We start from the raw sequence: 24,824 nt of genomic DNA, 5'->3' as shown, positions 1-24,824 counted from the left end.
TGCCGCCTGTTTCGATGTCGGGCGTCGGTCCGATCGTCGATGCGCTGAGGCTTGCGAACGAGATTGACGGACGGCTGCTCTACCGGTGGCGGATCTGCTCGTGGGATGGCCGGGCCGTACCGCTCGCGGGGGGGGCCGCGCTGCCGGCGGACGCAGCATTCGGTGACGGCATCGCGTGCGATTGGCTCATCGTCCTCACCGAGCGCTATCAGCAATTCGCCGACTATCGGCTCTTTCTCGCCTCGCTTGCACGAGTGGGGCAGCGTACGCCGCTCGTCACCGGTATTCATCATGGCGTGTGGTGGCTCGCGATGGCAGGGCAGCTTTCGGGTTATCGCGTGAGCGTCAATTGGGAGGCTTACCAGCAATTCGCCGAACAGTTCGAACGCTCGATCGTCACGCAGCAAATTTTCGAGATCGACCGCGATCGCGCGACCTGCTCGGGCGGACAGGCCAGCGCGGAGTTCATGCTGGCCATGATCGCGCGCGAGCACGGCGCACAGCTTGCCGAGCGCATTGCCGATGCGCTCGGCCTCGGCAAGCTGCGCGCGGGCGAGGAGCGTCAGCGCATTCCGTATGTTACGGCGCCGGGCGAGCGTCATCCGCGTCTGAACAATGCGCTGCAGTTGATGGAAGCGAACGTCGAAGATCCGCTCACGACCGATGAAATCGCCGAACTGATCGGGCTCTCGCGGCGGCAGCTCGAACGCCTTTTCCGGCAATATCTCGGCGCGATGCCGTCGAAGTACTACCTCGGTTTGCGACTATCGAAAGCACGCGTGCAGTTGCAGCGCACCAGCAAGTCGATCGTGCAGGTCAGTCTGGCGTGCGGGTTTTCATCGGCGGCGCATTTTTCGAACGCTTATCGCGAGCGTTTTGGCGTGACGCCGCGCGAGGAACGCCGCAACTGGATCGCCAAGCAGCATGGCGCAGGCGCGCCGTTTGCGGGCGAGCCTCGTGTGGGCGCGCTGATCGAGCCCCCCGAGGCCGAACCCCGATAAATCGCGTCGCTCGTACGCAAGACGGCGGCGCGAACGTTTCCTACACTACCTAGTGTTATCAGTTATCGGTTCGAATCAGCTCAACGAGGATCTGTCATGAACGAATTCGCTGTGAACCGCCAGACGTTCGACGACGTCATGGTGCCCGTGTTCTCGCCCGCTCCCTTCGTGCCTGTGCGCGGCCGCGGCTCGCGCGTGTGGGACGCCGACGGGCGCGAATACATCGATTTCACGGGTGGCATCGCGGTGACAGCGCTCGGCCATGCGCATCCCGAGCTTGTGCGCGTATTGCGCGAGCAGGGCGAGACGCTTTGGCATGTCAGCAATGCCTACACGAATGAGCCGGTGCTGCGTCTGGCGAAACGTCTGGAAGCGCTGACGTTCGCCGATCGCGCGTTCTTCGCGAACTCGGGCGCCGAGGCCAACGAAGCCGCGTTGAAGCTGGCGCGCCGCGCGGCGCTGGAACGCCACGGCACCGACAAGATCGAGATTGTTTCGTTTGCTCAGTCGTTCCATGGGCGCACGTTGTTTACAGTCAGTGTCGGCGGCCAGCCGAAATACGCGGAAGGCTTCGGCCCCGTGCCGGCCGGCATCGTCCATCTGCCCTACAACGATATCGACGCCGCGCGGCGTACCATCGGGCCGAAAACCTGCGCCGTCATCGTCGAGCCGATCCAGGGCGAGGGCGGTGTCATTCCCGCGGACCCCGCGTTCCTGCGGGCGCTGCGCGAAGCGTGCGACGCTCACGATGCTTTGCTTATTTTCGATGAAGTCCAAACGGGGGTCGGCCGCACCGGCCATCTCTACGCTTACATGGATACCGGCGTCACGCCCGATATCCTCACGTCGGCCAAAGCGCTCGGCAACGGCTTTCCGATCGGCGCGATGCTGACGACGAGCGACATCGCCGCGCATTTCAAAGTGGGCGTGCATGGTACGACGTACGGCGGCAATCCGCTCGGCGCCGCGATTGCTGACAAAGTGATCGAACTCATCAGCGCGCCGGCGCTGCTCGACGGCGTCAAGCGCCGCAGCGCGACGCTTTGCGCTCGCCTCGAATCGATTGGTCAGCGCTTTGGCCTCTTCAAGGAGATTCGCGGCAAAGGGCTTTTGATCGGCGCCGAACTCATTACCGGCTTCGAGGGCCGGGCCAAGGATTTCGTCAACGCAGCCGCGAAAGCCGGGCTGATGCTGCTGATCGCTGGGCCGAATGTGCTGCGCTTTGCTCCTTCGCTCGTGATCGACGATGCCGAGTTCGAGGAAGGCCTCGCGCGTTTAGAGAAAGCCATCGAGGAAGTGGTGACGGCGGCCGCTGGCGCTCAGGCCCGTTGAGTAGATAAAACTCCATAACGCTTCGCCACCCATACTGGAACGATGATGCTCTTCGTACGCCCAGGCAGACTGTCGGACCTCGATGCGCTCGAGCAAATGGCCCGCAGCGCGCAGCCGGTGCTGCATTCGCTGCCGCACGATCGGCACGCGCTCGAGGCGCGCATCGCGCTGTCGGAGGATTCGTTTCGCGCCGAAGTCGATTTCCCGGGCGAAGAGTTCTATTTGTTCGTGCTGGAGGACGGCTCAAGCGGCACACTGCTCGGCACGTCGAGCGTCGTCGCGTCGGCAGGCTATGCCGAACCTTTTTACGTCTTTCGCAACGACGCGCTGATCCACGCCTCGCGCGAACTGCATGTGAACCGCAAGATCCACGCGCTGACGATGTCGCACGAGTTGACGGGCCTGACCCGGCTCGCCGGCTTCTACATCGACCCGTCGCTGCCGGGCGACGCCGCGGCACACATGCTGTCGCGTGCGCGGATGATGTACATCGCAGCGAACCGCGCACGCTTTACACCCGAGGTGTTTTCGTTGCTGCTCGGCGTGACGGACGAGGTGGGCACGTCGCCGTTCTGGGAGGCCGTCGGACGCAAATTTTTCGGGCGCGATTTCGCCGAAGTCGAGAAGGTCTCGGGCGGACGCAGCCGCACGTTCATCGCCGAAGTCATGCCGAGCTATCCGCTTTACGTTCCGCTGCTGCCGGAAGCCGCGCAGCGCGTACTCGGCGAGCCCAACGCGAAAAGCCTGCTGGCTTACGACATCCATCTCGAAGAAGGCTTCGAGCCGGACCGTTTCGTCGATATCTTCGATGCCGGCCCGGTGCTGACGGCGCAGATCGACCGCAGTGCCTGTGTCGTGCATAACGAGATACGCACGGTGCATGAAACGTCGACGGAAGCGCTGCCGCATGACGACGATACGACGACCTACCTCGTCGCCAGCAATCGGGCCGGCGAGTTTCGTTGTACGCTGGCCGAGCTTCCCCGTGAGCGCGAACGTGAGCGCGAACAGCTGGCGCCATTGACATCGTCGACGCGAGCGGTGCTGGGCGTCGTTGCCGGTGACCTGGTGCGTTGCGTGCCGCTACATCGTCCGCCGGCCGCTGTGCCAGGTGGTGCGCTCGACGACGAAGCCAAACGCGGGGGCGTTAGCCCATATGCGAATCGAAATGCAAGCAAAAGCGGCGCGCACACGTTCGGCGCCGATCACTCGGGAGCTCCGCGATGATCGTCGTTCGTGCCGTCAAGACGCAGGACATCGATGCCCTCGTTGCGCTCGCGCAAGAGACGGGGCCGGGCCTGACCACCTTCAAGCCAGATGTCGATGCACTCACTGCGCGCATCGAACGGGCCAAGCGCACGATCGATGGGCGCGCTGCGCCTCATGAGGCGGGCTATTTCTTCGTGATGGAAGACACGGCGACGAACGACATCGCCGGTGTATGCGGCATCGAGGTGCAGGTGGGCCTCGAGCAGCCGTTTTACAACTACCGTGTCAGCACGGTCGTGCATGCGAGCCAGGAGTTCGACGTGTGGACGAAGATGTCGCTGCTGAACATCGCACACGATCTGACCGGTTACGCCGAGGTCTGTTCGCTGTTTCTTTCGCCGCGTTATCGCGCGCATGGCGTGGGCGGCTTGTTGTCGCGCTCGCGCTTCATGTTCATCGCGCAGTTTCGCGACCATTTCCCGGAGCGTTTGTGTGCCGAATTGCGTGGCCATTTCGACGCCGACGGCACCTCGCCGTTCTGGCGAGCGGTCGGGTCGCATTTTTATCAGATCGATTTCAACGCGGCCGATTATTTGAGCTCGCACGGCCGCAAGTCGTTTCTCGCCGAACTGATGCCGCGCTATCCCGTCTATGCCGATTTGCTGCCCGAAGAGGCGCAGGCTGTCATCGGCAAGACCCATCACGACACGGCGCCGGCTCGCAAGATGCTCGAAGCCGAGGGGCTGCGCTATGAGAACCATGTCGATATCTTTGATGCTGGCCCGGTGCTCGAGTGCCATATCAAGGACTTGCGCACCGTGCGCGAAAGCGTGGTGATGCCGGTCGTCGTCGATGCCGCCGCGGCGCAGGCGGACGAGGACACGCGGCGCCTGCTCGTCGCGAACACGCATTTGGCCGATTTCCGCGTGGGCATGCCGCAGGGCTTCGTCGCTAATGGCGCGATGCACTTGGCACCCGATCACGCAGCCGCGTTGCTCGTGAGCGAAGGCGACCCGGTGCGCGTGCTCGCCGCCGTTCGCACCCATCCGAGTTGAATGACAACCGATATGACCGAACTTTTTATCGAAGGCGAATGGGCCACGGCAAGCGGGTCTCGCTTCACATCGCATAACCCCGGCACGGGGGCTGTCGTATGGCAGGGAAAGGGTGCCTCGCCTGGTGATGTCGATCGGGCGGTGGCCAGCGCGCGACGCGCGTTCGCTTCGTGGTCGGCGCTGCCGTTCGATGAGCGTTGCCAGATCATGCGCCGCTTCGCCGCATGCTTGAACGAGCGCAAAGAGGCGCTAGCGGACGCCATCGGCCGCGAGACCGGCAAGCCGCTTTGGGAAGCGCGCACGGAAGTGGCTGCGATGGCTGCCAAGATCGACATCTCGATTACGGCCTATCAAGAACGTACCGGCGAAAAGCGCATGCCGATGGCCGACGGCGTCGCGGTGCTACGGCATCGCCCGCATGGCGTAGTGGCCGTCTTCGGGCCTTATAATTTTCCGGGGCATTTGCCGAACGGCCATATCGTGCCGGCGTTGATCGCGGGCAACACTGTCGTCTTTAAACCCTCGGAGTTAGCACCTGCGGTGGCGCAGGCCACGGTCGAGATCTGGCAAGCGGCCGGGCTGCCGGCCGGCGTACTCAATCTCGTGCAAGGCGAAAAGGAAACGGGCATCGCGCTCGCGAATCATCGCCAAATCGACGGGCTGTTTTTCACTGGCAGCTCCGACACCGGCACGCTGCTGCACCAACAGTTCGGCGGGCGGCCCGAGATCGTCCTCGCGCTCGAAATGGGCGGCAACAATCCGCTCGTCGTGGCCGAGGTTGACGATCTCGATGCGGCGGTTCACCACACGATTCAATCGGCCTATCTGTCGGCGGGCCAGCGCTGCACTTGTGCGCGCCGTATCTTCGTGCCGCATGGCGCATTCGGCGAACGCTTTATCGCGCGTTTCGCCGAGGTGACGTCGCAGATCGTCTACGGGCTTTACGACGCCGATCCGCAGCCGTTCATGGGCGCCGTCGTCTCGGCGCGCGCGGCGGCACGGCTCGTCGCGGCCCAAACGCGGCTCGTGGCCGCCGGCGCGAAACCGGTCGTCGCGATGACGCAGCGCGACCCCGCGCTCGGGTTCGTGAGCCCCGCGATACTCGATGTGACCGACGTGCTCGATCTGCCCGACGAGGAGCATTTCGGCCCGCTGGCGCAGATCATCCGTTATACGAGTCTCAACGACGCGATCGAGCGCGCGAACGACACCGTCTATGGTTTATCGGCTGGCCTGCTCGCCGACGACGAGGCGGCCTGGGCGCACTTTAGCCGGACCATTCGCGCCGGCATTGTGAACTGGAACCGGCCGACCAACGGCGCGTCGTCGGCAGCGCCTTTCGGCGGCACTGGACGCTCGGGCAATCATCGGCCGAGCGCGTATTACGCGGCCGATTACTGCGCGTATCCGATGGCCTCCGTTGAAAGCGCGCAACTGCGGATGCCGGCAAGCGTGTCGCCGGGCCTGCATTTCCCGGCGCCCGGGAAAAGCTGAGCGACTGAAACACTGAACGAGACGTATGACCGAATGAAGAAGGGATCGACGATGCAAGCACGGGAAGCCAATTTCGACGGACTCGTGGGTCCGACGCATAACTACGCGGGGCTGTCGTTCGGCAACGTGGCGTCGCAAACGAACGAAAAGTCGATCGCCAATCCGCTCGCGGCCGCCAAGCAAGGGCTGCGCAAGATGAAGCAACTCGCCGATCTCGGCTTTCTTCAGGCCGTGCTGCCGCCGCAGGAACGGCCGTCGTTGCGGCTGTTGCGCGAACTCGGCTTCACGGGCTCGGACGCGCGCGTGATGGAGCGTGCCGCCAAGGAGGCGCCGGAGCTGCTTGCCGCCGCGAGTTCGGCTTCGGCGATGTGGACGGCCAATGCGGCGACGGTCAGCCCGTCTGCCGATACGGCCGATGCACGCGTGCATTTCACGCCGGCCAATCTGACGAGCAAGCTGCATCGCGCGATCGAACACGAGGCGACGCGCCGCACGCTCAGCGCGATCTTTGCCGACGAGCGGCGCTTCGTCGTGCATGAGGCGTTGCCCGGTACGCCGGCGCTCGGCGACGAAGGCGCCGCAAACCATACGCGGTTTTGCAATGACTACGCGCGCCGCGGCGTGGAGTTTTTCGTCTATGGGCGCAGCGAATATCGACGCGGGCAGGAGCCCGTGCGCTACCCGGCGCGGCAGACGTTCGAGGCGAGCCGCGCCGTGGCCCAGCGTCACGGCTTAGCCGACGAGGCGACGGTCTACGCGCAGCAGAACCCCGAGGTCATCGACGCCGGCGTGTTCCACAACGATGTGATTGCGGTCGGTAACCGCGAGACGCTTTTTTGTCACGAGCGTGCGTTTGTCGATCAGTCGGCCGTTTATGACCGGTTGAAGGCACAACTATCGGTGCTCGGCGCGGGGTTGAACGTGATCGAAGTGCCGGATGCGCGCGTGAGCGTCGGCGATGCCGTCTCGTCCTATCTGTTCAACAGCCAACTGCTGACGAAGCCCGATGGGCACGACGTGCTCGTGGTGCCGCGCGAGTGTCGCGAGAATCCGAGCGTGGCGGCGTATCTCGACGATCTGGTGAGTGCGGGCGGGCCGATCGAGGAAATGCTCGTATTCGATTTGCGCGAAAGCATGAAGAACGGTGGCGGGCCGGCGTGCTTGCGCTTGCGTGTCGTGCTCAACGAAGCCGAACAAGCGGCCGTTGCGCGCGGTGTGTGGATCGACGATGCGCTTTTTAAGCGGCTCGATGCATGGATCGGCAAGCACTATCGCGACCGTCTCACGCCGGCTGATCTGGCCGATCCGGCGTTGCTAGCTCAGTCGCACGCAGCGCTCGACGAACTCACACAGATTCTCGGCCTTGGTTCGCTCTATGACTTCCAACGCTGAGCGGTACTTGCCGCCGATGCTGGCCGATTTCCTGGCGTTCACGCTGGCGGGCGACCCGCCTGCCGTGGCGCAGGCGCGCGGCGAGCTTGCGAACGGCGTGTGCTATACGTGGCTCGAGCTTGGGGTGTTGCAATTGGAGCCAGCCGCAGCGGGCGAAGCGCCAACTGAGGCTTCGGCTTCGGTGGCGAGCGTGCTGCTTTCGGCCGGCGTGCACGGTGACGAGACAGCCCCAATCGAGCTGCTTTCGCGGTTGGTGGCTGACATCGCGCAAGGGACGCTGCGGCTAGCGTGCCGCGTGCTCGTCGTGCTCGGGAATCCTGCGGCGATGCGCGCCGCGCAGCGCTATGTGGATGACGATTTGAACCGGCTCTTTTGCGGCAGACATGCACAACTAGCCGGTGGGCGCGAAAAAGCCCGCGCCGAGCGGCTCGAAGCGCTCACGGCGCAATTTTTTGCGCAGGCCGCGACGCTTGGCGCGGCGGCCCGCTGGCACGTCGATATGCACACGGCCATTCGATCATCGGTCTTCGAACAGTTCGCGTTGTTGCCGCATACGGCAGCGGGGCCATCGCGCGCAATGTTCGACTGGCTGGCCTTCGCGCATATCGCCGCCGTATTGCTGCATACCGCGAAGGGCACGACTTACACGCAATTCACGGCCGAAACGTTCGGCGCTTTGGCTTGCACGCTCGAACTGGGCAAAGTGCGGCCCTTTGGCGATAACGATTTATCGCGGTTCACCGCCGCGGACAACGCCGCGCGCGCGCTGGTTGCCGGCGCATTGCCGCCGCGCGACGGCGCCGCGATGCCACGCGTGTTTACGGTCGTCGATCAAATCACCAAACACAGCGACGCATTCGAACTATTGGCCATGGGGGCCGATGTACCGAACTTCACGCCGTTTGCGAAGGGCACGATGCTGGCGCGCGACGGCACCTATCGCTACGTGGTTGAGCGCGACGAAGAGCGCATCGTCTTTCCGAACCCGGCGGTAAAGCCGGGCTTGCGTGCGGCCCTTTTGGTCATCGAGACAACGAGCGAGACGCTCGCCGCGCTGGGTGCCTGACGGCTCGGCTGGTTCGGCTAAAGTGTTTTGACGAGCCCTTCCGCGATCAGCGTTTCGCGCACCTTGGGCCGCTTCGAGATCCGCGTCATATAAGCCTTGAGCTGAGGGTATGCCGCGAGGTCGATCTTCAACGGGCGGCTCCAGTTGACGACCGTGTAGCAATACGCGTCCGCCACCGTGAACAGGCCGCCACTCAGATAGTCACGTGAAGCGAGCGTGTCGTCGAGTTCCGCGAACCGCTTGGCGAGGCGTTCGCGCGCAAGCTGGCGCGCTGATTCGTGAATGTCGTCGTGAAAGAGCCACGGGCTGAACGTCTTATGCAGCTCGGTGCCCACGAACGCGAGCCATTCGACGACGCGCAAGCGTTCGAGCGTGCCCGCCGGCGCAATGAGCCTGCCGTTGGGGGCGAGATCGCCGACGTACTGCAGCAGCGCGGCGACCTCGGTGTGACGCGAGCCGTCATCGAGTTCGATGAGCGGGACGTAGCCGCGCGGCGAGATACGCTGAAAGTCGTCCCCATTGGTCAGCGTGTGCGTCTTGAGGTCGACTTTGATCGCTTCGAAATCGACTCCCGCCTCGATGAGCGCGATATGCACGGCCATCGAGCAGGCGCCCGGCGCGTAGTAGAACTTCATGCGATTCTTTCTCCAAATAGATCGAGCTTCGCAACGATAGCACTGCCGCCGCGCGCGTTCTGAGCGCGTTGCGAAAGTGGGGATGCGGCATACGTATCGTTGATGCGCAAGGCGTCATGCGCTCGAGCTTTGCATAACATGTCCCATCGCCTAAGGCTGCGCAGGGACCGCCTGCCAGCCGCCGGGGCACGTCGCGACATAAGGGTAGTACTGCTGATAAGAAGGGCAGTAGTACCAATAGTCAGTGCCAGCCGGGGCGGGTTCTGCAAGCGGCGGTGCAAATGGGTCGGGGTACGGATAGACGGGGGCGGGATAGAAGTACCAGAGCCCACCGATCACCCACCACCAGCCCATGCGGCCATCGTGATGGCCGTGTCGCCAGTGGCCTGTTTGCCAGATGCGGATATCGTGGTCCCGAAAGCGTCCGATGTCGCCGTGCCACAGCGGCGCTGCGCGGCGCTCGACCGGTGTCTGCGGTTGCGCGCCAGGCGCAGCCGGTGCGGGACCTTGCGCGCGCGTTGCCGGCGGCGCCGCACCGGGCGCGTGCGGCTGACCGGGAGGGTGCGGCGCGGCGCCCATTTGAGGGCCGCCCGCGCGCGGCAGTTGTCCACTCGGTGCGATAGCGGTGGCCGGCGCACGTGGCGCTGGGCCGCCCTGCTGCGTCACTGGCCCGGCGCCGGGCGCCATCGCCGGCCCGTGCGGCCCCGGGCTGCCTTGCCCTTGCCGAAGCGCGGGCTCGGCGCCGGGCGCCACGGCTGCCCCATGCTCCGGACTGTGTGGCTGCGCCGACACTGCAGTGAAGCAGCCGGCGACCAGTGCTCCGGCCCCGGCAAGCGCCGCGATTCGTTTGATTGAAACCGACATGGCACACCTCCCAACTCGCCGCGTGGCTAGGCCTCATTAGTGCCAGCATAGGCCTGCGAGCGGCCTCCCGTATGCGCTAAGTCAATACGTTCGCCGTCCTTCGCCCGTATGCGTTGTCATCCGTTACTGACAAGCGCCGGTGGCGCTTGACGCGAATCTCGGCGCGCGCTGATTTCGATCGGCAGCCTTATTGCCGATACTGTTGTCAAGGGCGTCGGTCACCGATAACAGCTGGCGCCAGCGACAGACAGTCGAAGGAACTGGAAGCCATGATGAACACCGAGAAGATTTCCCTGCACGCGCTGGTGGACAAGTGGCTCGCCCCGACCAAAGATGCGCCGGCACGCGTCACCCGCATCGGCCGCGTGCCCGTGACAGGACGCCGCTACGTCTGCGTCGAAACGCGCGTTGCACGCGGCCCGCTCTCGATCTTCCTGTTCCGCCACGACGACGGCTGCTGGCGCGTCTTCCCCCCGACCGACGCCCGTCCGGCAATGCACTGGGCGTTCGCCGCCGCGCGCTGAGCGCGCGTGAAGGCGCCGCCTTCGAACTTTCAGACTCGTCTCACGCAGCAAGATCGCGCCGGGCTTCGGCGCACAACTCCTCGACGAGGGCGCTGACGGAGGCGTGACCGAACAACGCGAATTCCACATCCGGTAACCTGGGCAACTCCGTCTCCAGCTTGACTGGGCGCAGACCGCCTTCGAGCCGGCTTTCCAGCATCGGTGTGACGGCGAGCCCGGCGCGCACCGCTGCGAGCACGCCACCGCTGCTCGAGCAGACCACCGCGATCCGGCTTTCGATGCCCGCCTGGGCCAGCGCGGCCAGCGCGGCTTCGCGGTAAGGGCAGGGCTCGGGAAATACGGCGATCGGCAACGGCAGCGCCGCATCGATCGTCATCCATTCCGCCGCGGCCCATACGAGCGGTTCGCGCCAGAGCGGCCGGCCCGGGCGGTCGTCGTGACAGCGTCCGCCGAGCACGAAATCGAGTTCGCCTCGATCCATCGCCTGTAAGAGGTTGCCCGGCACGCCGATGGTGAGGTCGAACGTGACGCCGGGGTTGCGCAGCCCGAATGCATGGAGTCGTTCCATGATGCGAGCGTGCGCGAAATCTTCCGACATGCCGATGCGCAGCATCCCGTCTGTCGACGCATGACGCAGTCGCGCCCGCGCGTCGCGGTTTAGCGCGAGGATGGCGCGCGCATAGCCCAACAGCAGTTCGCCATCGGGCGTGAGCGAAACCGAGCGCGTCGTGCGCAGAAAAAGCGGCTTGGCGGCTTGCTCTTCGAGTCGCCGCAAATGCGCGCTGATGGCCGATTGCGTCAGATGCAGCCGCGCCGCGGCCCGCGTAAAGCTGCCCTCTTGCGCCACGGTGACGAACGAGCGCAGCAGCACAGTATCGAACATGGCAATTTAGTGCGATTCGTGTTGAATTGCTAAAGAATACTTTGTTTTCATTTGGATTTGCAATGTGGTCAGATGGTGTTGCGCGCCATGACCGGCATCGGCGCATGCCCGCCTTCCCTGGAGACCACTAGATGGCCAGACTCTTACATATCGAATCCTCCCCGCGCAAAACGCGCTCGGCCTCGCTGGAAGTGGCGCAGGCTTTCGTCGAAACCTATCGGCAGGCACACCCGAATGCGTCGATCGACACGCTCGATCTATGGCAAACGCCGTTGCCCGAGTTCGACGGTGCGGCGCTCGACGCGAAGTACGCCGGCTTGTCGGGCGCACCGCTGACCGAGGCTCAGCGTGAAGCGTGGGACGCCATCCGCGCGCTGGCGAGGCCGCTGCACGAAGCCGATACGCTGCTGCTGTCCGTGCCGCTTTGGAACTTCTCGATCCCCTACAAGCTGAAGCACTTCATCGACGCCGTGTCGCAGAAGGACGTGTTGTTCTCGTTCGACGACACCGGCTTCGGCGGGCTGCTGCGCGGCAAGCGGGCCGTGGTCGTCTATGCGCGCGGGCTCGATTACAGCGCGCAATCGATCACGCCCGCCGAACGGTTCGATTTCCAAAAGCCGTTTATCGAAGCATGGCTACGCTTTGTCGGCATTGACGATGTCGAAACGGTCATCGTCGAAAAGACGCTCTTCGGGTCCGAGGTCGATGCGGCGGCGCGCCGCGAAGCGTGTGCCACTGCCGAGGCGTTGGCCCGCATCCGGCCATGAAATGCGTTTGCGCGTGCGGCGTGGCCGCGAGCCGATTCATTCGTCGAGAGAGCTTATGTCCTCCTATTCGCCGCATGTTGGTCGCGACACCAGGCAACTCGTCTATCGCATCGTCACGGATGCCGAGTTCGGCATGGCCGACGGCTGCGACGACGCGCACGATAGCGCCGCGCCGTCGCCTACGCGCCTGGCGACGCTGTCGGATTTTCTCGTCGTGCATGCGGGCGACGCCGCGAGCCGCGCGCTGATCCGCGCGTGTCTGGCCGAAGCCGGGTTTGATTGGCTTTGCTATTGCCGGATCATGCGCGTGGGGGGCGGGGTGAGTCGCGCCGTGTGGTATGCCGAATACTCGCCGCTCGGGTGGGCGCAAGCGTACTGTGCCGCTGAGAGTTTCGACAGCGATATACGGATTACAAGCGCGTGCGAGCTCGGCTGGGCGTTTGCATGGGAAGCCGACGATTTGACCCGTGGTGCGAGCAAAGGCAACTTGGTTGCCGGCGCCGAGCGGCTGGCTGCGCTTGCAGCCGACGCGGGCGTGCGCTCGGGCGTGAGCGTCGGCTTTCCTGCTGATCGTGCGCTCGAGCGCACGGTCGTCACTTTCTCGAGTGCCCGTGCCGGCCGCGCATGGATCTCGGACGCGACGCTCGGCCACGCGTATGCACTTGCCGGAGCATTACACGCCGCGCTCGAGCTGCGCCTCGGCGCGCTGATGCCGGTGATTGGCGCCCACACGTTGACCGACCAGCAAAAGCGCATGCTCGACTTGATGACGCAAGGCCTGTCCGATCGGGAGATCGGCGCGCAGCTTTCGCTATCGGCGGACCGGGTCTGCTACCAACTCGCAGGCATCGAGCGGTCTCTCGGCGTGCGCAATCGTGCCCAGCTCGCGTATCTGGCCGGTGTGTTTGCCCGGTTGCCGGGGCGCAGCGACACCGCGCACGAGCCGGCTTAGCCGGCGCCACCGCCGTTATCCAGACTGCATTTGCCGCGCGGCGACATCGAATTGCATCTTCGCCCGCGGGCTTGCTTCTTCCATCGTGTTCGCAAGCGGCCCACCGTGCCGCATGCGCTTCTTGTGCAATGCATTAGATCGACGAGCGGCATTTGAAAAGGGTGATCGGAAGCGCGGCAAACCCCGTCCTTCCGAGGCTGTCGCGAAAGCCCATTGCCGATAAAATCCGGTAACGCAACCCTTGATGAAGAGATGAGCGATGAGCACGGCTCGCAAAGTACCGTCACCGGACAGTAAGCAACACGATCTGTTTGGTGGAGTGCCGGCTCAAGATGCCAGACCCAGGCCAAAGGCGTCGGATACGGGGCGCCGGTTTGTAACAGGCAACCCGCACGAGATTGTCCTGGGCACGACACGCCTGGAGGACTATCTGAAGCAGGCCGGTCAACAAGCACCATTTGTCATAGCGCATTTGCTCGCGCAGCAGGACTGGCTACCTTTCGAGCAGCGCTATGCTGCCACCGGGCGCGCGCCTTACGCGCCGCGCCTGATGATGGGTCTGATCCTGTATGGCGTCATGCAGGGTGTTCATTCGCTACGTGAGCTGGAGCGGCTGGCGCGACTCGATTTGGGGTGTATGTGGGTGACAGGCGGCATTGCGCCGGATCATGCCAATATCGGCCGCTTCATCGTATTGCACGAGGACTCGCTGACCCAGGATTTTTTTGAATCGCTCACGCGCACGATATTGAAAGCCAGTGGTTCGAACAGCACGCGTTTAGCCGGTGACGGCACCGTCATTGAAGCGGCTTGCTCGCACTACAATCTGCTCAAGGAAGAGGCCGTCAAAGCGCGCGCAGAAGCTGCTATCAAGGCGGTTGAGCGGACGCCTGATGATCTGGCGGCGCAACAGGAGCAGCAACGCAGCACGCAATGCCAGGCGATCTTCGAGGCGCGTCAAGCCGCTCGCCACAGCCATGGCAAGAGCAGTGAAACCTTGCGCATCAGCGGCAGCGAGCCGGAGGCAATGGTACAGCGCCTCAAGCGCGCACGGGGGTTTGCGGCATCGTACAAACCGTCGGTTCTGGCCAACGAAGATCGGATCATCACGGCCCTCGCGCTGGACGCGTCGAGTGAAACAGAGGTCATCGCGCCAATGCTGGATCAAAGCGCACGAGTGACGGAGGCACACGCAGAAGAAGTGTTGCTCGATGCAGGATACTTCGACGATGAGGTGATCGAAGCGACGCTTGCGCGCGATGTCAGCCTGTTATGCCCGGAAGGACAGTGGCCTGCAAAGACCCGGGAAGAAGGACTGTTTCATAAAAGCGCCTTTGACTATCACCCGCAAACTGACACCTATCATTGCCCGGCCGGTCAAACCCTGATTCTGCTGGCCAGAAGCGCAGCAACGCTGCGCACACGAGAGCATCGCGTGTATGGGGCCACGACCTGTGGGGATTGTCATCTGCGCGCGAACTGTACGAAAGCGGCGCAAGGACGACGCATCAAACGCTACCCCGAGGATGAACAGCGTGAGGCGCTTCGTCTCGTGATGCAGCATCCTCAGGCGCGCCGCATTTTCAGCCATCGCAAGGCGATCGTCGAACCGGTGTTCGGCAGCTTGCGTTCCCAGCAGGGGCTTAACCGTTTTCGGCGCCGTGGGCTGCAGGCGGTCAAACGCGAATTCGCCTTGCATGTCCTGGCGCACAACCTGTCCAGAGCAGTGGCCCTGTCGAGGGCGTTACTTACCCTCTTGTACGCGGCTTCCATGAGGTTGCGCACCGTTTTTTGAACAGATTCCTCGATTTGTTGGTTCGCGCCAAAGCAATCACATCCACGCCAGGGCTTCAATTGGACGCGCTGCAGAAACGTTTTGCGACAGCCTCTTTAGGGCGGGGTGGATGTCAATGCGAAAAAGGGCAGCGGCTTGCTGCCGACGGCCGCCTAGCTCAACGGCAAGCATGTCGGTGTGCTGCAAGGCACGATCCAAGAGGCCTATGCGAAGGCGAAATGGACGGCCGCAGGTGTCGATGTCGTCTCCTACCAGACGCAAGATCAGGTCTATGCCGACTTGGCGGCGGGCCGACTCGACGCTGCGTTCCAGGATTCGGAGGCGGCATCGAAGGGCTTTTTGAAACGCGCGCAAGGGGCGGGTTTCGCGTTCGCCGGGCCGGCGGTCGCTGACGAGAAACTGCTCGGCTCGGGTGTCGGCTATGGCGTACGCAAAGGCGACAAGGCGTTGAAAAGTGCGCTGGACGCGGCGCTCGACGCACTGAAGGCCGATGGCACGATCGATCGGATCGCCGCGAAGTATTTCGACGTCGATGTCGTGCTGAAATAGTGCTATCGGCTGCCGGCCTATCGCCCGTTTCGACCCCATCGTATAATTCGCGCAGTTTTGCCAGGGGCCGGTGCTTTCGAAGCGAAGCGCTGGAAAAGGCAACAAACAGCAGACAAAAAGAACAGGGGCGCACGGGCATGACCCACGAAACGGCGGACATGATGCAATTCGCACGACAGCCGCTCGTCGATGCCGACGGCCTCCTATGCGGCTTCGAACTGGTGGTGCGCGAGGCTCCCGAACCCCCGGCGCCCGACCCGGATGCCGATGACGCGCAAGCGCCGGACGCGGCCGCCGTTCGACAGCAAGCGGACGCGGCGTTGCACCGGATGTTGGCCATGCTCGGCACGAGCGGCATGCATGCGGCGCTGGGCGGTCACCGAGGTTATTTGAACGTCGAGCGCGCGTTGCTGTTTGCCGATGATCTCGCGCGCATCTCGCCCGAACGTTTTTTCTTCGAGTTGCCGCCCGACATCATCGTCGATCTCGACCTGATCGCACGCCTCGTCGCGCTGCACGCGAAACGTTATCGTTTCGTGCTTGATCATGTAAGCGTGCCCGATGCCACGTTTGCCAAGCTGCTGCCTTACGCCTATGCGGTAAAAATTGAGGTCGGCCGCGTGGCACCCGAGGTGCTCGTCAAGCTTGCCGACGCGCTCAAGTCGGCCGGCAAGATCTTGATCGCGCTCGGCGTCGATTCGCACCAGATGTTCGAACGAGCAAAGGCGGCGCGCTTCGATGTATTCCAGGGCTATTTCTTTGCGCGCGGCCAGCAAGAGACGACGCGTCGCGCCAGTGCGCCCCGTCAAGCACTGTTGAACCTGCTGCGTCTGCTCGCGTCCGACCCGAGCGTGGCGCAGCTCGAAGGCGAACTGAAGCTGAACCCGGTGCTCGTCATGCATCTGATGCGGCTCGCCAATTCCGGCGAGGCGAGTATTGGCCGCAAGGTAGCAACGTTGCGCGACGCGATCAACGCGACGGGCACGAATCGCATCGCACGTTGGACGCAGTTGCTGCTTTACGCCGACGCTCGCAAGGTCCGTCTCGAGGACGACCCGCTCGTGCAGCTTGTCGCTACGCGTGCGCGCTTCATGGAGATGGCGGCGACGCGTCTGCCGCATGCCAATCGGAAGATTGTCGATGCGGCGTTCCTGACTGGCGTTTTTTCGCTCGTCGATGCCGTGTTCGGTGACACGCTGGAAGCGACGCTCGACGCGTTGACGCTGGCCAGCCATATTCGCGCGGCGATCTTGCGTCGAGAGGGCGAGCTGGGGACACTGCTCGATGTGATCGAGGCGCTGGAGCGCGGCGATTGGGCCGCACTGGATCGAACGAGTGCGACGCTGGCGCCGCTCGCGCCGGCCGAACTGGCCGAGTTAGCCATCACGGCGGCGGCCTGGGCGAGTTCGGCGGACGAACAAGACGACAACGCCGGCCTCGCGCGCATCGAGGAATAGGGGTGAGGGTGCGAAGCTAATGCCCCGCCGCTTCCACCGCCCATCCGCTCAGAGCGTTTCGACTTCCCGGGACGGCGCGTTGGCGAAGAAGCGGCCGAGCTCTCGCGCCAGCTCGTTCAGTGCGCTCATCTCGGCCTGCGAGATCTTGCGCGGCGCTTGCTCATCCGACCAATCGCCATAAAGCAGCGCGACCGTCGATCGGTCGGTGAGCACCGGCAGCAACACGAACGAACGCGCATCGGCGAAGGCATCGCGAAACCATGCCGGTAGGCGCGCGATCATTTTTGCGTCGCGTGCGTTCTCGATAAAGATGCCGACCGAATTGGCGATGGCCAGATGAAAAACATCGGGCTCGAATGCCTCGTCAAAGCGCAGCGTCGGCAAGATGCGCTCGATGTCGCGCCCGAAACCCAGCCGCGCCTTGAAAACGCCTGACGTCTGACGCACGAACACGGCCGTATGGGCGAAGCCGAGCCCGGCGAGCACGGTCTCCGAGGCCAGCGCGAGCACAGGGGCCAACGCGCTTTCCGACGGCAGCGCGCGAAGATCTTCCAGCCCGGCCGCGATTCGCGTCTCGGCCGACACGCTCGAGCGTGCCATTGCATCGGCGCTTGCGCGCAACTCGACGATCTCGCGCATCACGCCTTCGCCGGCTTCCTCGCGGGCAAGCGTGGTGCTCATCTCTACCAGTGCGTCGGCGTCAGTGGCGAGCGCGTGGCAGTAGTGCTGGGCAAGTTCGGCGAGCTTGGCATCGGTGGCCGGCCCGGGCGTGCCCGGGGCACTGAGCACGTCCGCCACTTCGGTCGAGAAGTTAGTGACGGCCCGCAGCCATTGCACGTGCTGGGGCTCGCTGGCCTCGGGCGCATAAGTGGCCATGCCGGCGCGAATCGTCTCGGGCAAGCGCCAACGCGCGGCGGCCTCGAGGCCGATTTCCTCGAAGTTCACGCCGAGCACCTTGATGCTGGCCGTTGCCTCGTCCACGCCGTCCCGCTCGATTTGCGCGCAAATGGCTTGCCATTCGGCCTCAAGGTAACAGACGACCAGCAGCTTGCCCACTTGTCGCATCAGCGTACAGACGACAGCTTCTTCGCCCGCGCCGAAGTCAGCGTGCGCGGTCAGCTTGCGCGCGACCGAGCCCGACAACAGCGTACGGCTCAATTCGAGCTTGGCGTCGATTCGATGCGGTGCGCTCTGGTGGAAGTGATCGACGAGCTTGAGGCCGACGACGAGATGGCCGACGGCGTCCATGCCGAGCACCATCAGCGCCCGCGTGACCGTGGTGATATTGCCGCCGAACGCCATGTACATCGCCGAGTTCGCGAGCCGCAGCACTTTTTGCGTCAGCGCGAAGTCCGACAGCACGATCTGCACGAGCGCCGTGAAATCGAGATCGTCGTTTTTCATCGCTGCCACGGTGGTTCGCAGCGATTGCGAGAGCATCGGAAAGTCGCCGCGCTCGCTCATTTGCGTCCAAAGCTTGTCGAGCAGCGCGCCCTTTACCATGTGAATCTCGTCAAAACCATATGCATGTCAACAATATTGTGGGGCGTCGTTTTGCAGCCAGCGCTCGCGCGCTCACATTCAGGCAACCGGTTCTATTTCGTGTAAGCGAAGAGTGCGGGCCGCGAAGCGCTGCGCAAGCTCTTCGCAAGGGAGTGCCTTGCAAATCAGCCAGCCTTGGATATGGTTGCAGCCCATTTTCGTCAGCAGTTGCCGTTGCGCTTCGGTTTCGACGCCTTCGGCAACGAGTTCGAGGTCGAGCGTTTGCGCCAGCCCGACCACGGCCGATACGATCGCCTGATCGTTGCGAGAGGTTAGCAGGTTCTCGACGAAACTGCGGTCGATCTTGAGCTTGGCAAGCGGAAACCGTTGCAAGTACGCAAGACTCGAATAGCCTGTGCCGAAATCGTCTATTGCGAAGCGGATACCGAGCGAGGTCAATTCCTCGAGCAGCGCTTTGGCATGCAGCGGGTCCTGCATCAGCAGGCTTTCGGTGATTTCGAGCACGAGCCGGCGCGCGTCGAGCCCGGTCAGCGTCAGCGCGTCGCGCACATTTCGGGTGAAGCGCGGGTCGCGGAATTGCTGCGGCGAGACGTTGACGGCCACGTATTGCAGCCCGATACCCTGCGCGTCCCATTGCATCAATTGCATGCACGCGATCTTCAACACCCAGTTGCCGAGGTAATTGATGAGCCCGATCGATTCGGCAAGCGGAACGAACGTCGATGGCGGCACGAGCCCGTGTACCGGGTGATGCCAGCGGATCAGCGCCTCGACGCCGACGACGCCGCCCGTGTGGCTGCTCGTGATGGGCTGAAAGTGCAGCGCGAACTCGCCGTTGCGCACGCCATCGTACAAGTCCGCCTCGAGTTTCAGGCGCTCGGCGTCGGACGGGTCGGCGTTCGGCGTATGAAAAGCAATCGTATTGCTGCCCGATGCCTTCGCCTGGACAAGTGCGTGATCGGCACGCCGCAGGAATTGTTCGTGATGGCCGGGCCGCGCACCGTCCTCGCCCGGGTCCGGATAGAGGGCAATGCCAACGCTTGCTGACAGGTGCACTGGCTGCCCGTCGAACGCGTAGGGCTGGTGCACGGCCGTCATGCAGCGCCGTGCGAGCGCTTCGGCCGCCGCCGCTGCCTGGTCGCGCGTGCGGGCGCGCACCAGCACGGCGAATTCGTCGCTCGTCACACGCGCGAGCGTCTCGTCGGGCGAGACCAGGCTCGACAGGCGCTGCGCCGTTTCGCGCAAGAGGGCGTCGCCTGCATCGTAGCCGAGTGCGCGGTTCACGCGTTGGTAGTCGTCGAGGTCGATCAGCAGCAGGGCGGCGCCCGTGCCGTCGGCATCGACGCCTTCTTGCGTGTGCCGCAGGGCCGCGACGAGTGCGGCAGCGTTGGCGAGCCCCGTCAGGTGGTCGTTGTGCAGCGCGTACGCAAGCTGCTTTTCGGTTTCGCGCCAACCGGTGATGTCGAACGCCGAGATCGCGAAGCCCGCTGTGCCTTCGTGGGTGCTCGGCACGGCGCGCATTTCGACCGGAATCGGGTAGGTGAGCGACTTCATCAAATGCAGCGTGGCGCATTCGACGCCCCCGCTCGCCGCTGCGCGAGCGATCAGCGTATCGAGCGCGGCCGTTTCGTGCGCCGTGACGAGTTCGTGCAAGCTGATCGCTTGCAGATATTCGCGCCGGCAGCCGACGAACTGCAGGCTGGCATCCGAGACGTAGAGAAAGCGCAGATTGGCGTCGACGTGAGCCAGAAAGTCGACCGTGCCTACGAGCCGCTCGAGCTGCGCGGTTAGCGCATGGCGGTCGCTGTCGTTGCCGGTGGGCGTGTCGGTTACGCTGCCGTTCGCATCGCCGGTGCGGCGCCAGAGCCAGTCGATCGCGGCATGCCAGGTGCGCCGACGCGGTGCGCTGAATGATTTTGCTTCCATTGTTTCTCGTTGACGACCGGGTGCCGGGCAGCCGCGAACGGCACCCGATAAAGGACACGGCATGCAGTTTGCGTCCGCATGCTATACCTCCCATCAGGCTGATTATCGGCATCGGAACCGATTTCTTTAGCGGATTTTGAGCGATTTATCATCGAACGAGGGGATCCAAGTCAATTTGCGTCGTTTTTGAGAGAATGCGGCAAAGTGCGCCGATAATGTCTGACCGATGGGCGGTGTTGCGGACCGAGCGAATCGGCCGGCACCGGCTGCGCGCGCCGATTCAAGCAGCACATCAGCACAACAGAAGCTAGAAGCGAGCCAAAGGAAGCCATGGCTGACAACTCAACCGCTTGCGCAAAAGGGCGCTTGGAGGGCGCCGCGCAAGACCGGTGCGACGCCGCATGCGTGTATCTCGGGCGACAGCCGATCGTGGGGGGTAACGGGGCGCTGAAGGCTTACGAGCTTTTGTTTCGCAGCAGCGGGCACAATCAAGCGTTGGTTACCGACGACGCGCAAGCAACCGCGCACGTCGTGGCCCATACCATCGGCAGCGTCGGCGTGGCCGCGGCGCTTGGCGTGCATCAGGGGTACGTCAATGTGGGGGCGACGCTTCTTTTTGACGATGCCCTGCTGCTTCTGCCGCCTGAGCGCTTCGTGCTCGAGGTGCTCGAGACGGTGACGATCGACGACGCGCTGCTTGCTCGCGTGGACGCATTGCGCCGGGCCGGCTTTCGCATTGCGCTCGACGACATAGGCGATGTCAGCGAGCCGTTTTGCGCCGCGTTACCGCATATCGACATCGTCAAAGTCGATTTCGTGCAGGCCCGCCGCGCCAGCCTTGGCGCGCTTGCCGAGTTGGTGCGCGCGCGCGGCAAGACGCTTGTCGCGGAGAAAATCGAGACGCGCGAGGACTTCGCGCTCGCGCGCGAATTGGGCTTCGAGCTGTTTCAAGGCTACTTTTTCGCGCGGCCGCAAGTGCTGAGCGCGCGTCGCGCCGAACCGTCGCGGCAGTCGCTGTTGCGCGTGCTGGCGCTGATCGCGGCCGATGCGGCGCTTGTCGAGCTCGAAAGCGAACTCAAGCGCAACCCCGAGGTCGTGGTGCAACTGCTGCGGCTCGTGAATTCGAGCGCTTACGGGCTGGGGCGTCGCATTGCGTCGGTGCGTGAGGCGATCATCGCCACCGGTACGCGGCAAGTCGCGCGCTGGGTGCAGTTGTTGCTGTACGCGTCCGATTCCGGCCTGCCGTGGCAATCCGATCCGCTCGTGCAACTGGCCGGTACGCGTTCGCGCTTCATGGAACTCGCGGCAAGCCACGTGCGGCCCCGTGACGAACGCTTCGTCGACACGGCCTTCATGACCGGCATTTTTTCGCTCGTGCCGGCGCTGCTGGGCGACGCCGCGTCGGCCGACGTGCTGATGCGCCTTGGGCTCGTTGCCGAGATTGCCGATGCGATCACGCACGGCGCAGGCCCGCTCGGCGCCTTGCTCGCCGTGGCAAAAGCCGCCGAATGCGGCAGCGCGGAGGCGGCGGTGCGTACTGCGGCCGCTGTTCACGGCGAGCTTGCGGTGCTCGAGCCAGCGCTGCTGGCCGAGCTCAATCTCAGTGCTGCCACGTGGTTCAGTGCGCGCGCCGTTTCGTAGAATTTGGGCGCACGCATGAGCGAAGCGCGCGCCGCAACGCAACGCAACGCAACGGAGGAAGCGATATGAAAGCAAGCCTGTCCCGCGTGGCTACGGCTTTGGCCGTCACGCTTGCAACCGGCGTATGGTCGGCCGATGCAGCGGCTGTTCTCAAGCCCGGCGACAAAGCCCCGGATTTTACGACGCAAGCTTCGCTTGCCGGTGCGAGCTACCGATACTCGCTGGCCGATGCGTTAAAACATGGCCCAGTCGTACTGTATTTTTATCCGGCAGCGTTCACGAAGGGCTGCACGATCGAGGCGCACGAGTTTGCCGACGCGGTCGACGAATACAGGCGCGCTGCGTGGGACCGGAGTAAGCGCTGAAGCGCTAACTCCGGCCGCAATATGGTGCAGCCGTGATCGGCGTTTCGCACGACGACATCGCCACCCTCAAGCGTTTTTCGGTCAGCGAATGCCGCAGCAAGTTTCCGGTTGCGGCCGACGAGAGCGGCCACATCATCGATGCCTATGACGCCGCCATGCCGCTCGTCAAAAAGATGGCCATGCGCGTGTCGTACGTAATCGCACCGGACGGCAGGATCATCTATGAGTACACCTCGTTGTCACCCGATCAGCACGTGCAAAACACGCTCAATGCGCTGAAGCGGTGGGCGGCGGAGCACCGCGCGAACGGTGCTGCCGCGACCGCTCAATAGCGCGGCGGTGGTGGTGGTGGTGCGTTCTCGCGCGGCGCCGGTGCATCGTATTGCTGGCGAAAGGCGTTGACCATGCTGGCCGGCACGGGCACGCGCTCGCCGGCCGCGTACATGCATTGAATGTACGCGTAGTCGTAGCGTTGCTGTACGCCGTAGCCCGAAGTCTGCGCCGTGCCCGCGCCCACAACTCCGCCCGCCAGCAAGCCGGCGCCGGCGCCGATGGCGGCGCCCTGTCCGCCGCCGAAAGCGGCACCCGCCGCGGCGCCTACTGCCGTGCCCAGCGCGGCACTGCCGATGGCGCTGGTGTTGGCGGCCTGGCCAGCGTTGACGCCGCCCACTTGGACGAACGCGTATTGGCGGCACGAGGCGTCGTCAGCGCGGAACTGGTCGAACGACTTGCCGGTTCCGGGCAGCGCCATCACGCTTGGGCCCGACGGCATGACAACGCAGCCGCCGAGCGCCGCGAGTACGACGCCGGCCGCCGCAGTGCGCACATGCAACGCTTTCATTTCAATCTCTCCGTGAGCGTTGTTCCATCACCGGTTCCGCCCGGGCGGCGCAGAGGGCACCTCCCGCCATCCGCTCGAGCAGTCTTTCGCATACGGGTAGTACGATTTCGATGCGTCGCAATACCACCAGGTGCCGCCCGAAGACGACTTCTGCGCGGGTGCCGCTGCTTGCCCTTGCCCCGGCGTGACTTGCGAGCGTTCGATATAAACGTCGGGCTCGGCCGGCTGGATCACGACTGGCGGCGGGGCATAGTAAGCCGGTGGATAATAGGGCTGCACGACGGGGGGCGGATAAGGCGCGTAGTAGTAGGGCGGGTACGGCGAATACGGCACGTATGGCGCCGGCGCAGCGGGGTAGTAATAGGGCTGCGGCCCCAGGAATACGCCGACGTTCCAATGCGCCGCGTGTGCCGTACTGCTCAGGCAGACGGCCGTTACGGCAAAGAGCGCGAACCCAGTCTTTTGCCATCGCACGATGTTTCTCCTTCGTCGAAATAAGCGGCCGCAGCCGCAACCGGCGCCTAACAACAGGCTATGCCATACGTCATGCGTGCGCCAGAACGGCGCGCAACATTGATGGTCAGCGCCGACTGATCACCGGCTCATAAACATGCTTGCGTTTCCTGTACCTTTATTCGCCCATGCCCAACTCAACGCAGTGGTAAGACCGAGTACCACTGCCTCCAACGAGAATTGACCCATACTGCTCAATGCGGTCCAGAACGGCAGATCTGCATAAGCTGCGTAAAAGAACGCTGCGAAGAGCTGTTTCTTGAGGGCGAGCGCAAGCAGCATGAAGACCGATATCTTTATCCAGAAACCTCGTGGAATACATTTCCAACTCAATGCAACGGAGAACCCGCAAGCGAGAACCGGTTCAATGAAAGTCAGATACGCGGGCACCAGCACATTCGGACCATAAGGCAGCTTGCACCAGCCTTGCGAAGGGGCAAGATCAATGAAATATGCCGCAACTGCCTGCTGAGCTGCCGATACCAATGGCGCAACAGCGAACGTCAATAAGAGTCCGAGCAACAGAGCACCGACACCTTGCTGCCATCGCGTGCGCATGTAGGGTGCTGCAAGCGCAATTAGCACAGCGGCAGCGGCAGGAGACAAAGCGCCGGACAGCGCAATCAAGCCGAAGAAAATCGAGGATTTCAACGGCGGTAATGTGCAGTAAGCATTCATGACCCATGCGCGCAAGGTCTCATCAAAACCGCACATCAAAACAAAAAGAACGAGGGCCGGAAATGCTCGCGCGCGCCGCCCGAGACTCGCGCGGATGCAGCCATACAGCCAGATCGCTGCCGCAACCAAGGCTACATTGGTAAAAACCTGGAAGGGAATCCAGGTTTTTACTTGCGCGGACGGAAACGGAACATGCAAAACCTGCAGCATGACTGCATGAACACTGAGCGACAGAATAACCGTCAGGATAAGCCCGATCAGCAGGCGGCCCCAATGCACGCCATCGAAAATGCCGATGTTGACTTCCTGATTCGCCGAATTAAGCATGAGTTAAAAATCGTTTTACGTTACCGATCATTCTTGCGTCCGCTTACAGCGGGCG

21 protein-coding genes and 2 pseudogenes are annotated in these 24,824 nt (G+C 63.6%); 15 read left to right on the top strand and 8 right to left on the bottom strand.

Features of this window, described 5'->3' with window-relative positions:
* The first annotated feature begins 14 nt into the window (after nt 1–14).
* From ACSQ20_RS13170 to astE, 7 genes are all read left to right on the top strand, one after another.
* Nucleotides 15–1,001, top strand: a complete 987-nt coding sequence (locus ACSQ20_RS13170; RefSeq protein WP_436023086.1) for a GlxA family transcriptional regulator — start codon at nt 15–17, stop codon at nt 999–1,001.
* 96 nt (nt 1,002–1,097) lie between these two features.
* Entirely contained in the window at nt 1,098–2,333 is a 1,236-nt protein-coding gene (locus tag ACSQ20_RS13165; protein ID WP_436020599.1) for an aspartate aminotransferase family protein, read from the top strand.
* 45 nt (nt 2,334–2,378) lie between these two features.
* Entirely contained in the window at nt 2,379–3,560 is a 1,182-nt protein-coding gene (gene aruF / locus ACSQ20_RS13160; RefSeq protein ID WP_436023084.1) for an arginine/ornithine succinyltransferase subunit alpha, read from the top strand.
* A complete protein-coding gene (astA, locus tag ACSQ20_RS13155) occupies nt 3,557–4,597 on the top strand; it encodes an arginine N-succinyltransferase (RefSeq protein WP_436020597.1) in 1,041 nt (346 codons plus the stop codon). The genes aruF and astA overlap by 4 nt, the downstream gene beginning before the upstream one ends.
* Nucleotides 4,598–4,609: 12 nt before the next feature.
* Nucleotides 4,610–6,091 (top strand): succinylglutamate-semialdehyde dehydrogenase, encoded by a 1,482-nt coding sequence (gene astD / locus ACSQ20_RS13150; protein WP_436020595.1) that lies wholly within the window; start codon nt 4,610–4,612, stop codon nt 6,089–6,091.
* A 51-nt stretch (nt 6,092–6,142) separates the two neighbouring features.
* The gene (gene astB / locus ACSQ20_RS13145) at nt 6,143–7,483 is read left to right on the top strand and encodes an N-succinylarginine dihydrolase (protein WP_436023082.1); all 1,341 of its coding nucleotides are present in this window, start codon (nt 6,143–6,145) and stop codon (nt 7,481–7,483) included.
* Nucleotides 7,467–8,549 carry a succinylglutamate desuccinylase gene (gene astE, locus ACSQ20_RS13140; protein ID WP_436020593.1) on the top strand — a complete coding sequence of 361 codons (1,083 nt, stop codon included), beginning with the start codon at nt 7,467–7,469 and terminating at the stop codon, nt 8,547–8,549. The genes astB and astE overlap by 17 nt, the downstream gene beginning before the upstream one ends.
* A gap of 17 nt (nt 8,550–8,566) precedes the next feature.
* On the opposite strand, the gene gstA is transcribed toward astE, so the two are convergent.
* Nucleotides 8,567–9,184: a glutathione transferase GstA gene (gstA, locus tag ACSQ20_RS13135; RefSeq protein WP_436020591.1), complete on the bottom strand. Its 618-nt coding sequence runs from the start codon at nt 9,182–9,184 to the stop codon at nt 8,567–8,569.
* Between the two features lie 150 nt (nt 9,185–9,334).
* Nucleotides 9,335–10,048, bottom strand: coding sequence for a hypothetical protein (locus tag ACSQ20_RS13130; protein WP_436020589.1), 714 nt, complete (start codon nt 10,046–10,048; stop codon nt 9,335–9,337).
* Nucleotides 10,049–10,317: 269 nt separating this feature from the next.
* Here ACSQ20_RS13130 and ACSQ20_RS13125 point away from each other — a divergent pair, with 269 nt between their 5' ends.
* Nucleotides 10,318–10,572 (top strand): hypothetical protein, encoded by a 255-nt coding sequence (locus ACSQ20_RS13125; protein WP_436020587.1) that lies wholly within the window; start codon nt 10,318–10,320, stop codon nt 10,570–10,572.
* Nucleotides 10,573–10,612: 40 nt separating this feature from the next.
* Here ACSQ20_RS13125 and ACSQ20_RS13120 read toward each other — a convergent pair whose 3' ends face one another.
* Nucleotides 10,613–11,455, bottom strand: coding sequence for a LysR family transcriptional regulator (locus ACSQ20_RS13120; RefSeq protein ID WP_436020585.1), 843 nt, complete (start codon nt 11,453–11,455; stop codon nt 10,613–10,615).
* A 131-nt stretch (nt 11,456–11,586) separates the two neighbouring features.
* Here ACSQ20_RS13120 and ACSQ20_RS13115 point away from each other — a divergent pair, with 131 nt between their 5' ends.
* The 5 genes and pseudogenes from ACSQ20_RS13115 to ACSQ20_RS13095 all read left to right on the top strand — a co-directional run bounded on the left by ACSQ20_RS13115 (nt 11,587) and on the right by ACSQ20_RS13095 (nt 16,975).
* Nucleotides 11,587–12,222, top strand: coding sequence for an FMN-dependent NADH-azoreductase (locus tag ACSQ20_RS13115; RefSeq protein ID WP_436020583.1), 636 nt, complete (start codon nt 11,587–11,589; stop codon nt 12,220–12,222).
* Between the two features lie 55 nt (nt 12,223–12,277).
* Nucleotides 12,278–13,174 carry an autoinducer binding domain-containing protein gene (locus ACSQ20_RS13110; protein ID WP_436020581.1) on the top strand — a complete coding sequence of 299 codons (897 nt, stop codon included), beginning with the start codon at nt 12,278–12,280 and terminating at the stop codon, nt 13,172–13,174.
* Nucleotides 13,175–13,433: 259 nt separating this feature from the next.
* The gene (locus ACSQ20_RS13105; protein WP_436020579.1) at nt 13,434–14,969 is read left to right on the top strand and encodes an IS1182 family transposase; all 1,536 of its coding nucleotides are present in this window, start codon (nt 13,434–13,436) and stop codon (nt 14,967–14,969) included.
* Between the two features lie 117 nt (nt 14,970–15,086).
* Nucleotides 15,087–15,518 (top strand): annotated as a pseudogene (locus tag ACSQ20_RS13100) (transporter substrate-binding domain-containing protein); the annotation flags it as partial.
* Nucleotides 15,519–15,655: 137 nt separating this feature from the next.
* A complete protein-coding gene (locus ACSQ20_RS13095; protein WP_436020577.1) occupies nt 15,656–16,975 on the top strand; it encodes an EAL and HDOD domain-containing protein in 1,320 nt (439 codons plus the stop codon).
* Between the two features lie 48 nt (nt 16,976–17,023).
* On the opposite strand, the gene ACSQ20_RS13090 is transcribed toward ACSQ20_RS13095, so the two are convergent.
* Both ACSQ20_RS13090 and ACSQ20_RS13085 read right to left on the bottom strand, forming a co-directional pair.
* A complete protein-coding gene (locus ACSQ20_RS13090; protein ID WP_436020575.1) occupies nt 17,024–18,478 on the bottom strand; it encodes an HDOD domain-containing protein in 1,455 nt (484 codons plus the stop codon).
* Between the two features lie 78 nt (nt 18,479–18,556).
* Nucleotides 18,557–20,404 carry a putative bifunctional diguanylate cyclase/phosphodiesterase gene (locus ACSQ20_RS13085; RefSeq protein ID WP_436020573.1) on the bottom strand — a complete coding sequence of 616 codons (1,848 nt, stop codon included), beginning with the start codon at nt 20,402–20,404 and terminating at the stop codon, nt 18,557–18,559.
* Between the two features lie 330 nt (nt 20,405–20,734).
* On the opposite strand from ACSQ20_RS13085, the gene ACSQ20_RS13080 reads away from it, so the two are divergent.
* Together ACSQ20_RS13080 and ACSQ20_RS13075 are read left to right on the top strand one after the other, a co-directional pair.
* Entirely contained in the window at nt 20,735–22,045 is a 1,311-nt protein-coding gene (locus ACSQ20_RS13080) for an EAL and HDOD domain-containing protein (protein ID WP_436020571.1), read from the top strand.
* 65 nt (nt 22,046–22,110) lie between these two features.
* Nucleotides 22,111–22,742, top strand: a pseudogene (locus ACSQ20_RS13075) (peroxiredoxin).
* Here ACSQ20_RS13075 and ACSQ20_RS13070 read toward each other — a convergent pair.
* The 3 genes from ACSQ20_RS13070 to ACSQ20_RS13060 all read right to left on the bottom strand — a co-directional run bounded on the left by ACSQ20_RS13070 (nt 22,736) and on the right by ACSQ20_RS13060 (nt 24,769).
* Nucleotides 22,736–23,251 carry a hypothetical protein gene (locus ACSQ20_RS13070; RefSeq protein ID WP_436020568.1) on the bottom strand — a complete coding sequence of 172 codons (516 nt, stop codon included), beginning with the start codon at nt 23,249–23,251 and terminating at the stop codon, nt 22,736–22,738. The pseudogene ACSQ20_RS13075 and the gene ACSQ20_RS13070 overlap by 7 nt on opposite strands.
* 27 nt (nt 23,252–23,278) lie before the next feature.
* Nucleotides 23,279–23,725: a hypothetical protein gene (locus ACSQ20_RS13065; protein ID WP_436020566.1), complete on the bottom strand. Its 447-nt coding sequence runs from the start codon at nt 23,723–23,725 to the stop codon at nt 23,279–23,281.
* A 120-nt stretch (nt 23,726–23,845) separates the two neighbouring features.
* Complete coding sequence (locus ACSQ20_RS13060; RefSeq protein WP_436020564.1) at nt 23,846–24,769, bottom strand: hypothetical protein; 924 nt, start codon at nt 24,767–24,769, stop codon at nt 23,846–23,848.
* Nucleotides 24,770–24,824: the final 55 nt, after the last annotated feature.

It is taken from the genome of Trinickia sp. LjRoot230, from assembly GCF_964253315.1.
GTDB lineage: Bacteria > Pseudomonadota > Gammaproteobacteria > Burkholderiales > Burkholderiaceae > Trinickia.
Note: the sequence above shows the minus strand (reverse complement) of the source record. Positions and strands in the feature narration are given on the sequence as shown.

Excerpts from the sequence above, each read along its gene's own strand:
- ACSQ20_RS13170 (WP_436023086.1), top strand. The coding sequence starts at position 15 with ATGTCGGGCGTCGGTCCGATCGTCGATGCGCTGAGGCTTGCGAACGAG.
- ACSQ20_RS13165 (WP_436020599.1), top strand. The coding sequence starts at position 1,098 with ATGAACGAATTCGCTGTGAACCGCCAGACGTTCGACGACGTCATGGTG.
- aruF (WP_436023084.1), top strand. The coding sequence starts at position 2,379 with ATGCTCTTCGTACGCCCAGGCAGACTGTCGGACCTCGATGCGCTCGAG.
- astA (WP_436020597.1), top strand. The coding sequence starts at position 3,557 with ATGATCGTCGTTCGTGCCGTCAAGACGCAGGACATCGATGCCCTCGTT.
- astD (WP_436020595.1), top strand. The coding sequence starts at position 4,610 with ATGACCGAACTTTTTATCGAAGGCGAATGGGCCACGGCAAGCGGGTCT.
- astB (WP_436023082.1), top strand. The coding sequence starts at position 6,143 with ATGCAAGCACGGGAAGCCAATTTCGACGGACTCGTGGGTCCGACGCAT.
- astE (WP_436020593.1), top strand. The coding sequence starts at position 7,467 with ATGACTTCCAACGCTGAGCGGTACTTGCCGCCGATGCTGGCCGATTTC.
- gstA (WP_436020591.1), bottom strand. The coding sequence starts at position 9,184 with ATGAAGTTCTACTACGCGCCGGGCGCCTGCTCGATGGCCGTGCATATC.
- ACSQ20_RS13130 (WP_436020589.1), bottom strand. The coding sequence starts at position 10,048 with ATGTCGGTTTCAATCAAACGAATCGCGGCGCTTGCCGGGGCCGGAGCA.
- ACSQ20_RS13125 (WP_436020587.1), top strand. The coding sequence starts at position 10,318 with ATGATGAACACCGAGAAGATTTCCCTGCACGCGCTGGTGGACAAGTGG.
- ACSQ20_RS13120 (WP_436020585.1), bottom strand. The coding sequence starts at position 11,455 with ATGTTCGATACTGTGCTGCTGCGCTCGTTCGTCACCGTGGCGCAAGAG.
- ACSQ20_RS13115 (WP_436020583.1), top strand. The coding sequence starts at position 11,587 with ATGGCCAGACTCTTACATATCGAATCCTCCCCGCGCAAAACGCGCTCG.
- ACSQ20_RS13110 (WP_436020581.1), top strand. The coding sequence starts at position 12,278 with ATGTCCTCCTATTCGCCGCATGTTGGTCGCGACACCAGGCAACTCGTC.
- ACSQ20_RS13105 (WP_436020579.1), top strand. The coding sequence starts at position 13,434 with ATGAGCACGGCTCGCAAAGTACCGTCACCGGACAGTAAGCAACACGAT.
- ACSQ20_RS13095 (WP_436020577.1), top strand. The coding sequence starts at position 15,656 with ATGACCCACGAAACGGCGGACATGATGCAATTCGCACGACAGCCGCTC.
- ACSQ20_RS13090 (WP_436020575.1), bottom strand. The coding sequence starts at position 18,478 with ATGGTAAAGGGCGCGCTGCTCGACAAGCTTTGGACGCAAATGAGCGAG.
- ACSQ20_RS13085 (WP_436020573.1), bottom strand. The coding sequence starts at position 20,404 with ATGGAAGCAAAATCATTCAGCGCACCGCGTCGGCGCACCTGGCATGCC.
- ACSQ20_RS13080 (WP_436020571.1), top strand. The coding sequence starts at position 20,735 with ATGGCTGACAACTCAACCGCTTGCGCAAAAGGGCGCTTGGAGGGCGCC.
- ACSQ20_RS13070 (WP_436020568.1), bottom strand. The coding sequence starts at position 23,251 with ATGAAAGCGTTGCATGTGCGCACTGCGGCGGCCGGCGTCGTACTCGCG.
- ACSQ20_RS13060 (WP_436020564.1), bottom strand. The coding sequence starts at position 24,769 with ATGCTTAATTCGGCGAATCAGGAAGTCAACATCGGCATTTTCGATGGC.